At 44.9% G+C, this 12,781-nt stretch carries 12 protein-coding genes; 8 read left to right on the forward strand and 4 right to left on the reverse strand.

Annotation, left to right across the window (positions count from 1 at the left end; translation table 11 throughout):
• Positions 1–5: 5 nt before the first annotated feature.
• From ACK4EX_RS00735 to lnt, 3 genes are read right to left on the reverse strand one after another with little or no spacing between them, the layout of a single operon-like run.
• Positions 6–392, reverse strand: a complete 387-nt coding sequence (locus ACK4EX_RS00735) for an ApaG domain (RefSeq protein ID WP_409768766.1) — start codon at positions 390–392, stop codon at positions 6–8.
• 34 nt (positions 393–426) lie between these two features.
• Positions 427–1,020, reverse strand: coding sequence for an LON peptidase substrate-binding domain-containing protein (locus ACK4EX_RS00740; protein WP_409768769.1), 594 nt, complete (start codon positions 1,018–1,020; stop codon positions 427–429).
• Between the two features lie 54 nt (positions 1,021–1,074).
• A complete protein-coding gene (gene lnt / locus ACK4EX_RS00745; RefSeq protein WP_409768772.1) occupies positions 1,075–2,697 on the reverse strand; it encodes an apolipoprotein N-acyltransferase in 1,623 nt (540 codons plus the stop codon).
• A gap of 242 nt (positions 2,698–2,939) precedes the next feature.
• Between lnt and ACK4EX_RS00750 the strand changes: the two genes are divergently transcribed.
• The 5 genes from ACK4EX_RS00750 to ACK4EX_RS00770 all read left to right on the forward strand — a co-directional run bounded on the left by ACK4EX_RS00750 (position 2,940) and on the right by ACK4EX_RS00770 (position 8,922).
• Positions 2,940–3,560, forward strand: coding sequence for a hypothetical protein (locus ACK4EX_RS00750; protein WP_409768775.1), 621 nt, complete (start codon positions 2,940–2,942; stop codon positions 3,558–3,560).
• 375 nt (positions 3,561–3,935) lie between these two features.
• Entirely contained in the window at positions 3,936–5,237 is a 1,302-nt protein-coding gene (locus ACK4EX_RS00755; protein WP_409768778.1) for an ammonium transporter, read from the forward strand.
• Between the two features lie 222 nt (positions 5,238–5,459).
• Entirely contained in the window at positions 5,460–6,428 is a 969-nt protein-coding gene (locus ACK4EX_RS00760; RefSeq protein WP_409768781.1) for a tryptophan 2,3-dioxygenase family protein, read from the forward strand.
• Positions 6,429–6,454: 26 nt separating this feature from the next.
• Positions 6,455–7,750: a M23 family metallopeptidase gene (locus ACK4EX_RS00765; RefSeq protein WP_409768784.1), complete on the forward strand. Its 1,296-nt coding sequence runs from the start codon at positions 6,455–6,457 to the stop codon at positions 7,748–7,750.
• Between the two features lie 125 nt (positions 7,751–7,875).
• Positions 7,876–8,922 (forward strand): rhodanese-related sulfurtransferase, encoded by a 1,047-nt coding sequence (locus ACK4EX_RS00770; RefSeq protein WP_409768787.1) that lies wholly within the window; start codon positions 7,876–7,878, stop codon positions 8,920–8,922.
• Between the two features lie 160 nt (positions 8,923–9,082).
• Here the strand turns inward: ACK4EX_RS00770 and ACK4EX_RS00775 are convergent, their stop codons facing one another.
• Positions 9,083–9,604, reverse strand: a complete 522-nt coding sequence (locus ACK4EX_RS00775) for a shikimate kinase (RefSeq protein WP_409768790.1) — start codon at positions 9,602–9,604, stop codon at positions 9,083–9,085.
• A gap of 155 nt (positions 9,605–9,759) precedes the next feature.
• Here ACK4EX_RS00775 and ACK4EX_RS00780 point away from each other — a divergent pair, with 155 nt between their 5' ends.
• Genes ACK4EX_RS00780 through ACK4EX_RS00790 form a run of 3 tightly spaced genes read left to right on the forward strand, consistent with a single transcriptional unit; the run spans position 9,760 to position 12,777 of the window.
• Positions 9,760–11,055 carry a protein kinase domain-containing protein gene (locus ACK4EX_RS00780; RefSeq protein WP_409768793.1) on the forward strand — a complete coding sequence of 432 codons (1,296 nt, stop codon included), beginning with the start codon at positions 9,760–9,762 and terminating at the stop codon, positions 11,053–11,055.
• A 1-nt stretch (position 11,056) separates the two neighbouring features.
• Positions 11,057–12,022, forward strand: a complete 966-nt coding sequence (locus tag ACK4EX_RS00785; RefSeq protein WP_409768796.1) for a VWA domain-containing protein — start codon at positions 11,057–11,059, stop codon at positions 12,020–12,022.
• Positions 12,023–12,024: 2 nt separating this feature from the next.
• Positions 12,025–12,777: a MotA/TolQ/ExbB proton channel family protein gene (locus ACK4EX_RS00790; protein WP_409768799.1), complete on the forward strand. Its 753-nt coding sequence runs from the start codon at positions 12,025–12,027 to the stop codon at positions 12,775–12,777.
• Positions 12,778–12,781: the final 4 nt, after the last annotated feature.

The raw sequence follows: 12,781 nt of genomic DNA on the forward strand, positions 1-12,781 counted from the left end.
CTTTATCAATTTAAGATATGACTGGCTATTAGTTGAAATTCAGGAAATTCAATTTTAAAGAGCCGGGAATCTTCCGAAGATATCAAGGTGTAGTATCCTTTAATTTTTCCAATGAAACTTCTGAAATGCAACAATGTAGAGTAGGAGAACGATGAATTTGGCAAGATTAAAGGCACCTGCCCTGTAAAACCCTCGCCGGATAGCTCGCTTGACTGCCAATAGAGATCCTTTATTTCCCAATGCCGATTGGTGAGCAATAAAGGAAAGTCATTGTAATTCCGGATCACAATTTTTTGATTAAAAACAAACACAGGCCCAAGATGCGTCTTAAGCCGAGCAACAAACTGAGCTGAATGCTGTATTTCGATGCCGTTTTGGATGTGAAGAAACACTTTAAGATATTTTAACAAACAGCTAATATACCAACTAATTTAAATAAATGGAGTGAAATGTGTTTTTTTCTTGAATTTCAATAAGCTTCAGATATTTTATAAAACTCTTCAAGTAAGAAACGCGCGAATCGAAGGTAGAGCATTTGACATATTCAATTTTTTCAGCTTCGCTCATCGGCAGTTTAAGGGCCAACTGGTGTAATGTGATGGTATCAACAAAGTGATATTGCTCATCTCGAATTTCTTTGTATTGCTCAAATTCAAATAGCAGAGACTTCGGACACAAGTAATCGTCAAAGAGCAGCTCCTCTACCAGCCCACCAGGATATAAGCTGTCAGCATCGTATGAAGAAATAAATTTTTTTAAGTAAAACAGTTCTTTACACTTCACGATGATGTCGGCTTCACCACTTGGATAGCGCTTTATAACATCGATGATTTCGACCAGACTTCCTAGATTTCTGGTATTGAGCGGGCTCGCCAGCACGATGCCAAAGTGTCGATCTCCTTTCAATGAATCTTTTAGCAGTTGTTTATAGCGCTCTTCATAAATGTGTAAATCGGCTGACTCGCCGGGCAGCAGAAATAGTCGAAGTGGAAAAAGTTTGATTCTTTGAAAATTAGACATTTGGATAAACGATAGTACTTTTTTTAAACCGAATAAACTTTCGACTGTTCGACATCAAGTTTCTATTTTTTTCTTTCTTAACGCAAAAGCCAAGGCATATAAGGCCAAAAAGCCGGAAAGAAACCACGATACACGCGAAATCACATCGCCTGTAGCCGTAAAGAAGGTCTGTTCAGTGAGCAAAGGAATGTCTGCAGCCAGAGCTCCAGCAGTTTTATAAGAAAGGGATTGCAGTATATCGCCTCGGGAGTTGATCACGGCTGATACTCCGGTGTTGGCACTTCGGGCTATCCAACGGCGATTTTCTACCGCCCGCAGGCGGGCGTAGTGCAGATGCTGTCGATGGCCGGTAGTGTTTCCCCACCAATCGTCATTGGTGATGATGGATATAAAATTCGCTCCGTTTTTAACGAAAAGGCTAACAAACTCTGGAAAAACAGATTCAAAGCAAATGACAGAAGATGTGCCTGAGCCATTGACCGAATGCAGAAATACCGTGCGCTCTTTCTGGATGCCATGCGTGCCGGTAGTGCCGCCAAAAGAGCCCACTGCATGCTCAAGCAATGGCTTGAGCACGGTGGAAAAAGGAAAGTGCTCTACACCTACCACGAGCTTCGACTTGTGGTAAAATTTCGGCTTATATACCTCACCAAAAAAGGCTGCAGCATTAAAGACGTCGTACCAAGCTTCGGCATTAGTGTATTTGCGAGCAGTTGGAGTAACCTTCGCCGGATCTGTATAACTCGCGTAGGTAGAAGCACCTAACAATAGATTAACTCGAGGATATTGCTCTTTAAAAGCATTAAGCAACTGATAATCGGGGTGATACATCGCGGCACTCTCTTCGACAGGCTCGGGCAGCATGGTCTCCGGACCGATTACCCATTCGGTGGAGCTGTCCATTTTAGATTGTGCCAACTCAATAAACCTCTGAATTTGAAACGTTTGAGGCAAATCAAATTTTTCGGTGTAAGCATCAAAATTTGGCTGAACGATCACCACACGCGTACTTCCGACCGGATTGTCAATATAGGTGTTGTATTTATAGAGGCTGTAAACAATCGGAAGACCTATCCAAAGCACAATGCTAATGTAGCTGAACGCCAACCGACGAAAAGGTACTGATTTGTTAAGAAACTGTTTTAACACCTTGTAAATGAGAATATTCACAATCCAGATCCAAAGAGTTCCGCCCGAAACACTGGTAATGTCGTACCACTGTACCCATTCAGGATGATGCGCAAATGCATTTCCAAGCGTGAGCCAGGGCCAGCTCATTTCCCAGTCCTGATGAAAATTTTCAAAAGCCAACCAAAACGCCACCAAAGCGATCCATCCCCTTTTTGGCCCAAGTACATGTCTTACTTTGTGAGCTGCCAAAAACACAAGCGCCATCAGTCCTGCATTGAAAGTGCATACTGCCACTACCCCACTCCAATGGGCATTCCATATCCAGCTGGTGACGAATAAGTTAAATAGAGCGAAAGCCACATACATCACAAACCAAACCCTAAAGGCCCTATATTTTTTAGACTCCGCATCCGAAATGTTTTCAAACAACCATAGTGAGGGTACAAATGCTACAAACATGAGCAGCGGAAAACCTTGATCAGGCCAGGATGCCCATAATAAAAGAGGAGTTATTAACGCCTGCCAATATTTTTTTAGTATTTTCATGAAAAAAGCATCTGCTGGGCTCAAAAGTAACTCGATGCTCCTATTCTGGTTTGTTAAGGAATATCAATAAGCAGAACTCTTAACAATACAGCATATGCAGTAGTAACTCCCATTGACTACACTCAGAAGTTTGTAAATATTCTTTCAAAAAAATGCTTCGGGTCCGTCTTTCGATTCTTGCATTATTTGCAAGTATCTTAGTATCAGGTCAAAAGCTTTTGGACTTTTACATTGGCTATAACATGCCAATACTTAAGGAAATTCCCGAACACTTTCAATCAGTGAACAGAGGCTATCAACAAACCTATCCTGGTCAAGGAGAATTTGCCCTATCTTCAGTAGGTACAGGTTATTTTTGGGGATTACGCATGAATTTCGGCGATGATTTTGGCAATGGAATACCGGTATCGATTGAATACAACTATTATCGCAAGCGCAACTACAGCAATGAGGCCTATTTTCCAGATCGAAATTTGATAGGTCAATACCGGATGCGGTACGGTTGCCACTCGGTGGGCTTCGTTTTTGGAGGAGTTGGATCTTTTCTGCGCTTCGGCATCCACTACAACTTTGGAAATGTACACTGGCAAAAAAAGTTTTACGCCAGAGATGAATTTGAAAATGGAAAATGGGTCGATTATGTTGAAACCATAGAGCTTTTGTATTGGAAAGGACCTATACACGATGGCTTGAATCTCAGCCTTATACTGCGCTGGCGATTCATTGAGATTCGACCTTATTACATGTTTACTTTCGAAAGGTTCAGATATCCAGATTACACCAACTGGCGCGATTATGTGCTACCCATGAGCAATTATGGTTTCACGGCCAGCATAGTTTTTACGCGGTTTAAAAAATCATAATTCGGAAATTTTCTTCTGCTCATTCGATTAAAATTTTATTTTCTTATTGGTAATCAATAACTTAAAAAATTCTACCTCAAATGTTTGGTTATCCTAACAGCTGCAAATTAAGTAGGGCCGACGGACGGTTATTTTCTTCCATCTATCAGCGCTCGACAAGTGAAATGAAGAAAGTTTTTCGATTCTTTTTTTTAAAACTCGAACTTCAATCAATACCTTTTTTTTCACATCACCCCCTATTTAATTGGGGGTATATCGTATTTTAAATGATATTTTTTGGTTATTTGCTGAATTTTTAAGGGGGTACTTGCATATTTTATTGCGTTAATTACAGATTGCTATTAATATTGCCATTGCAAGAAAGACCCCTTGACTATGTCAGAAAAAAGAAAACTTTTAGTTGTGCGCAGCATCGTGTTTCTCCTTTTCACCATTGCTGCATTGGCTGCCATACTCCCAACACCACATCCTGAGGGAGAATACACTGCCACTACAGGCGATTTGGCTTGGATGATCACTTCTGCAGGATTAGTTCTGCTAATGACTCCGGGACTTTCCTTCTTTTACGGCGGTATGGTAAGACCCAAAAACATCATTTCTACCCTACTGCAAAGTTTTATGGCTCTCGGTGTAATTACCTTTTTGTGGTACGCAGTAGGCTTTAGCCTGGCATTTGGCGATTCCATTGGAGGATTCATCGGCAATCCCTTTACCTACGCTTTCTTTAGAAATGTAGGCACCGAGCAGCATCCGGTGTTGGGCAGCGGATTGCCGTTTGTACTTTTTGCAGCCTTTCAAATGAAGTTTGCTATCATTACGCCAGCGCTAATCACAGGTAGCTTTGCTGAGCGCATTCGGTTCTGGGCGTATTTGGTCTTTATGATGCTGTTTTCACTGCTGGTGTATTGCCCTCTGGCACATTGGACCTGGCATCCCGACGGCTTTTTGGCAAAATGGGGAGTGCTCGATTTTGCCGGTGGCACAGTAGTACACATATCAGCGGGTGTTGCCGCATTAGCCGGCGCTATTCACATGGGACCCAGACGCGACACTACACCTGCACCTATCAACATTCCCTATGTAATTCTGGGCACGGGCTTGCTGTGGTTTGGCTGGTTCGGCTTCAATTCAGGCTCTGCCCTGGGCGCTAATGCTTTGGCAGTAGATGCATTTATAAACACACATCTTGCTAGCGCATCGGCATTGATAGGCTGGGTACTCACCGATGTTTACAGAGGTCGAAAAATCAGTGCTCTGGGCGCTTGTATCGGAGCAGTGGTAGGACTGGTAGCCATCACCCCAGCGGCTGGCTTTGTGGGTTACGGTGCATCGCTATTTATAGGTTTTACATCCGCCATCATTAGCAACTATGCCGTTCGGAGGCGAGAGCGCTCATCGCTCGACGATACGCTCGATGTTTTCCCTTGCCATGGTGTTGGTGGCATTTCGGGGATGATTTTCACTGCTGTTTTTGCTCGTGAAGGCGGGCTGATTACCGGATCTACAATGCTGTTTTTTGCACATTTAGCTTCACTTGTGGTGGTGATCGCTTTCGTTTTTGGAGTTTCTTGGCTGCTCTACAAGCTCACCGAACGCATCATACCTATGCGCGTAACTGAAGCTCAGGAAATAGACGGGCTCGACATTACCCAACACAGAGAATCTGTATTATTCTAGTAAAAGCATACTAAAAAAGTGCCTAATGCGCTGTTAGCTTGAAGCTTTCAGCGCATTTTTTATTTTAGTTATTGTAGATTAATTTTCACCAATATCCAATTGATTCTAAACGTTGAGTTAATTCATCAAATCCTTAAAAATGAGCTGTATTAACTGCCTTTTATCAGGATGTTTTCCAAGTGTGAAACCTACCTTTGCAGAAACTGAAGCCTGTTTGTTTCTATGGATTTTAGCCCTGAACTGGTCGAGCGCATCGAAAAGCTATCAGCCAAGTACAAAGCTAGTGGACAAGACCTCATAGCCTTTCTCGATGGTTTGCTCTATGCCGACTATCTCACCTACTGGAACTACATCCACCTCGATACGCTGCTGAGTCTCCAAAATCCACGGACCCCGCTACACGATGAGCCCATCTTCATCATGTACCACCAGATTACAGAGCTATATTTCAAACTTACTCTTCACGAAATTGATAAGTTAGCCAATACACCTGATGCTTCCTTAGCAGAAGTAAAAATGCGCCTCCAGCGCATGAATCGCTATTTCGATGCACTGACGCACTCATTCGAAATTATGAACGAAGGCATGGAGCGCGAGCAATTTTTAAAATTCCGCCTTTCATTAATTCCGGCCAGCGGCTTCCAAAGTGCTCAGTATCGGATGATCGAGATCGGGGCTACACACTTCATTCGCCTTGTGGATAAAGATTATCGAGAGCAATTGGCTTCAAAAAACGCCCCCATAGAAGAGATGTACGAACACATATATTGGAAAAAAGGAGCCATTGTAGAAGCCACCGGCGAAAAGACGCTTACCCTCCGCCAATTCGAAGATAAATACAGTTCTAAGCTCATCCGAATGGCTAAGTCCTTTGTGGGTCGTACCCTGTGGGATCACTATCTCCGCCTTCAGACTCTCGGTCACGCTGACGAGGAGCTAAAAAACCTCTACCGCACTTTTGACCTGAATGTAAATGTCAACTGGCCTCTTCAACACTTCAAATCAGCCGTGACCTACCTGGCCCGCCGACCCGATGACATAGCCGCAACTGGAGGCACCAACTGGCAGAAATACCTGCCGCCCCGCTTTCAAAAACGCATTTTTTATCCCGAACTTTGGTCGCAAACCGAAATCGAAGAATGGGGAAAATCGTGGGTGAAAAAACAATTCGCCACGCATCAAATCGATTAAATACCAAATAAAAACCACAACCTCCGTTGAATAAAAAAGTCCTTAAACAAACCGCTGTAATACTTCTTTTCTTATTCGCGCTGATCTCTTTTAAACTCATCATCAATAAAATCTCAACTTCTGAAGAAGCCGAAGTGGAAGAAATCGCTGAGGAACCAGAAATCTTTTTTCACGGCCTTTCACTTTCCGAATACGATACCGCTACTCTCATCATCCGTTCGGGCGACATATTGCCAAAGGCTCTTACCCGAGCTAACATCGATGAGGCCACAGCGCAGCGCGTATCAATGCTTGCCATGAAATACCTTCGACCGGCAGAAATCATTCCCGGTCAAGCCATTCGCGTTTTCGTTAGTAGAGCTGATAGCCTTCCCACGTATGCTGTGTATGAAGTGAATCCGGCTAAAAAAGTGGTAATGCGACTTACCGACAGCCTGTACGCCTACCAAGAGCTAAAACAGGTAGAAACTTCTCAACGCACCATAGGTGCCATCATTCAAAGCTCTCTGTATCAAGACCTTGTTGATCAAGGTGTACCTGCTACTGTGGTTGTGCGTTTAGCCGACCTTTACTCTTGGTCTATCGACTTCTTTAAAATTCAGCCCAACGACTCTATAAAGCTTATCTATGAGCAGCGTATGGTGGACGACAGCATTCCAATGGGTACCGGAAGAATCTTAGCCGCCGTACTCTACCACAAAAACAAGCCTCACTATGGCTTTTACTACCGCTCAGCCGATGGAGCCATTGACGGCTACTACAACGAACAAGCTGAAGCCCTCAGGAGCTTTTTCTTAAAAGCACCCCTCAATTTTTTTCGCATCACCTCTCGTTACAATCTCCGCCGATTTCACCCCGTACTCAAGACCACGCGTCCCCATTTAGGCACCGATTATGCTGCTCCACATGGCACACCTATCATGACCACCGCCGACGGTACAATTGAAGCAATGGGCTACACCGCCGGAAATGGCAACTACGTAAAAGTGAAGCACAATCAGACCTATTCTACCCAGTACCTACACATGAGCCGCTTTCAACCGGGCCTGCGCGTTGGCTCACGCGTAAAGCAAGGCGATGTCATAGGTTATGTGGGGAGTACAGGCCTGGCCACCGGCCCGCACGTATGCTATCGATTCTGGAAAAACGGCAAACAAGTCGATCCCCTCTCCATCGATCTGCCAGTAGCCAAGCCCATGGACGACAAGTATAAGGCTGAATATCTAAAAACTATCACCCGCCCCCGAAAGCAACTCGACTCCTACAATATAGCCCCGACAGCTGCTCAAAACGAATCAAAACCCCTTGCCAGCAATCAATAAAAACCAAAACTCAAACCTGTTTACTCAATAATTTAACTGTTTATAATTTCTGTTTATAATTGTCATAAAACCTTAGCCTTTTGAACCTATATTTTTGCAACCACTCTGTTGATAGCCATAAGAATATGGATCCCAACGCACACAAGAAAGCAAGACTTGTAAATCGCCTAAGCCGCGAGGAGCTCCTGAAAAAACTTGAGAGCGAAACCTTTCGTCGCATCACGCTCTCTTTTTACCGCTACGTAATCATCGACAATCCTGACCAGATGCGCGATCGACTCTTCGAAATGTGGAGCCGGCTCAACTGTCTAGGTCGCATCTACGTTGCCCGCGAAGGAATCAATGCTCAGATGAACGTGCCAGAGCATCACTTCGATCAGTTTAAACAAGAACTTTACGCCATACCCGAATTCGAAAACATTCCCTTCAAAATTGCAATAGAACACGACAACAAATCCTTTATCAAGCTCACCGTAAAAGTTCGCAAAAAAATAGTAGCCGATGGCCTGAACGAAAATGAATACGACGTGACCAACGTAGGCCGTCACCTCACCGCCCGAGAGTGGAATGAAATGATGAAGCTGCCCAATGTAAAAATTGTGGACATGCGCAATTTTTACGAGAGCGAAGTTGGCCATTTCGAAGGAGCACTCCTGCCACAGGCCGAAACCTTTCGCGAAGAGCTGCCGGAGGTACTCAATATGCTGCGCGGCTGTGAAGACGACCCTATATTGCTCTACTGCACCGGAGGCATTCGCTGCGAAAAGGCCTCAGCCTACCTCCGCCACCACGGCTTCAAAAACGTAAACCAGCTGCACGGCGGCATCATCGACTACTATCGCCAGGTAAAAGAAGAAGGCCTCGAAAACCGCTTCCTCGGCAAAAACTTCGTCTTCGACAATCGCCTGGGCGAGCACATCAGCCCCGACATTATAGCCACCTGCCACCAGTGCGGCAAACCTTGTGATACACATCGCAACTGTGCAAACAAGGCCTGCAACATCCTCTTCATTCAGTGCGAAGACTGCGCTCGCGAGTATGAAGGCACCTGCTCTCCTGCCTGCCAAGAGGTCATTCATCTTCCACTCGAAGAGCAGAAAAAACTCCTCCGCCAAGTGAAGCAACGCAAGACCTTCATGCGCTATCGCCGTTGGAAGCCCGAATGTTCTTAACTTTTTTAAATTTGAGCATGCTTCGGCAAAAAACCAATGGCGCTATTAGGTAGAAATTGCAAGAGATTTATATAGAGCCGACTCCCCGATTGAGGTGCTCTGTGTGACGCCCAAACAAAATACCTTTTATATGGGATATGAATAAGGTCTAATGCGATTATTATTGATAAACACTTAGCTTTTCAAGCAATTCGCTCACAATGGAGTTCATTTCTCTATTGGCATCAATGGTAATATGTGCCTTCTCGTAAAAAGGAGTGCGCTCAAATAGATGTTTCGCAATGTATTCAGGGAGAAATTTGTCTTCTATATCAGCAATTAAAGGGCGATTTTGCTTTTCTGGTAAGAGTCGCTGGCTTAGCGTAGTAGGCGAACACTGAAAGTATATGCTAGTAGAATGCGCGTTAATAACATCGATATTGTCGTAATAACAAGGAGTACCTCCTCCAGATGCAAGGATATAAGAGGGATTTTGCAGAACGACATTAAGCGCCTTTTGCTCGCACTCTCTAAAGAAGATTTCCCCTTTCTTCTGTATCATGTAAGGTACTGTCATACCAAACATCTGGCCGATGACCTCGTCCAGATCCCAAAAGGGAAGTCTTAACTCGTTAGCAAGGATTCGGCCGATGGTCGTCTTTCCTGAACCCATGTAACCAAGCAGAACGATTTTCTTCTGCATCCCCGAAAATTTCTGCAAATTTCTTATATAAAGGACTTTTTAACCAAATACGAGACAATGATTTAAGCTTCTGTTGTTTTTTTTTAAAAAATACGGCATTTGTATGAAGTAATGCGTGAAGGACTTTAAAAAGTTTTGTGTGCAAAGTACTCCGTATGACTATTGTGCCTGAAAAGGTGTTTATTTATGAAGGTGATCTCATCGACCGTTATCAGGTTGAAAAATTCCTGGGTGAAGGCACCTTTGGTATCGTAGTAAAAGCTCAAGACACACATTCAGGCACATCAATAGCCCTGAAAATCATGAAATTCTGGGAGCTGATGCCCGAAGAGCGTAAGACCTTCGGGCAACGGTTTGAGCGCGAATACACCTGTGGGCAGATTGACAGTCCGTACCTGGTCAGGTCGCTCGACAAAGGCGAACACCGTGGAAATCCGTATATGGTCATGGAGTTTTGCCCAGGTGGTTCACTTGAAAAAATTGTAGCAAACTACACATCGTACGACGAGGTGGACCACCTTGCCTTACAATGCCTAATGGGATTAAAAGCCTTGCACGAAAATGGTGTAATACACCGTGACTTAAAGCCGGTAAACATCCTGATGGATGCTGAAGGCAATGCCAAACTGACGGATTTTGGAATTGCCGGCTTTCAGAATGCACGTATGACACGCCGAAACTTTCTTGGTCACGCTGAAGCAGTCTTTGGCACCTATGCATATATGCCACCGGAGCAGCTCAATCAAAAGATTTCATTCAAAGCCATGAGCCCGGCAACGGATTTGTTTTCGTTCGGGGCGACGTTTTACGAAATCCTTACCGGCAGGCTGCCCTTTGGTCTGCTGGAGAGTGAAGACCACATCGGCCCTTATGTGCTTCGCGCCAACAAAGGCCAATGGGACGACGCCCGAAAGTACCTGCCTGATATCCCTGCGCACTGGATTGAAATTTTTGAAAAATCTCTTCATCATGATTATAAAAAGCGTGCTCAAAGCACCAACGAACTCCTCGAAATGCTGAATGCCTCAGACCATATACATGCTGAGCAGATTCACTTTGATCACCACATTGTGGGTCTGGAAGTTATGCACGGAGATGAACCCGGACGCATTTACAACCTGAGCCGCCAGGCTGATCTAACGGGAGATACCATCTATGTGGGATGGTATAATCCTGAATGGCCGAATGCTAACCACATCGGCATTGTGGAGCATCACACAAGCTACATCAGCAGATTTCACGCCACTATCTATCGGGATCGGGTGCGAAGGAAGTGGCTGATCAGCGATGGACAAACGCGTATGGACGTGACCAATGGTCAGTACCGACCCAGCACAAATGGGACTTTAGTAAACGGCATAGAAGCTGGCCAACAAGGTGTAGAGCTGCACATAGGCGACATCATCACCCTGGGTGATACCACGCTCAAAGTAATTGTGAAAAACCGCTGACATGGCCAAAAAGGAAATACAGGTGTTCTCGATATCCTTTCTGGACTTGCTCTCCGGTGCTCTGGCAGCAGTGATTATCCTCTTTGTGATCGTGCCAAAAATGGATATAAAGAGTAAAGATGCCGCCGATGCCCTTAAAGACCTGGGTCTTGAAGTGCAAGACCTGAAACAAAAGATGCAACAGCTCGAAAACTCCGTAGATAAAAAAGTACTTCAGCAGATCATGCAGCAGATGCAGAAAGTAGAGCAAGAGCTCCAACAAGCCGTGCAAAATACCCAGCAACTAAAAGAACAAGTCGAAAAACTCCAGGCGCAGGTAGAAGACTTGAAAAAGTACAAACAATGGATGGACAATTGCGGACTGACACTTCAGAGCACCTGCCCACCGAAAAAAATCCCAACCCGTGGTTTCAGCTTTCGCGGAAAGTCTATCGTTTTCGTCGTGGACGTATCGGGCAGTATGATCAGTAACAACTTCAACGAAGACCGACTTAGCCCTGTAAAAGCCGGCCTACGCATGCTTATTTCCACTATGGACGAATCCTACAATGTGGACGTCATGCGCTTTCCCTATCAGGGTGACTGTGACAATAAGGCAAACTTCGGTGCTCTTCAACCCATGACTGAAGCAAATAAGGAATCTCTGAGTCAGTTTATCCGCACCTTTAAGGCCAAAGGGGGTACACCCATCCGCGAAGCTCTTGAGTATGTGATGAACACCTATACCGGCCTGACCGACATAGTGCTGATGACCGACGGAGAGCCGGGCTGCCGGCAGGGCGACGACTCCAACAAACTTTCGGAAGAAATCCTCGCCTTCATGCGCCAGCGCAACCCCGGCAATATTCAGGTAAATGCCATTGGTGTTGGCAGAGACTTTTTCGACGACCCCAACGCGGTGAAAGTGAAATTTCTCGAACGCCTGACGCAGGAAAATGGAAATGGTTTCCTAATAAAATTCGATTAACAATGAACAACCGATTTACCCGCATCCTCATCTCAGCCGCAGCTGCGGTAGTGCTAATGATCATATTGGCACTGTTTTACACTACCACCGACGAAAGCACAGGAGCACGACGCATAGCCGTTTTGCTCGGTGGTGAATTGCCAGCCGGCATTGTGCAAGGTGTCACCTACTTCATCTTCTTTTTCGGCGTAATGGAACTATGGGCCATAAGCCGCGAGATAGATGAAGAGGAAAAAGCCTATGCCTTCCGACTTCTGCCTGAGAAAGAACAGTATGTGCTCTCACCAGCCGATGTTGCACAGATTAAGTTGGAAGCGATCGGTAAAGAAAAGAACCGCAAGTACTTTCTGACCGATATGATCAAAAAGGCCTGTACTAAGTTTCGTGCCAACAAATCCACTTCCGAAGCCCTTGAGATCGTCACCAGTCAGAGCAAAATCAACATGGCCGATGCCGAATCGCGCCAGAGCTATATCCGATACGCTGCATGGGCCATTCCGTCAGTGGGTTTCATCGGTACAATCATTGGAATCGCTCAGTCACTGGGATTTGCAAATGAGGCTATGACTCCCGAAGGCATCGCCAAGGTAACTTCAGCGCTCAATATTGCCTTTGATACCACGTTGGTGGCGCTCTTTTTAAGCCTGATACTTATGCTCTATATTCACAGTGTGCAGGAGCGGCTCGAACGCTTTCACATCCGATTGGAAGAATACGTAATCGAAAACCTTATTAACCGAATATATAAAGAATAAAACC

Origin of the sequence: Thermaurantimonas sp. (assembly GCF_046299575.1) — a bacterium.
In the GTDB taxonomy this organism is placed as follows: Bacteria; Bacteroidota; Bacteroidia; order Flavobacteriales; family Schleiferiaceae; genus Thermaurantimonas.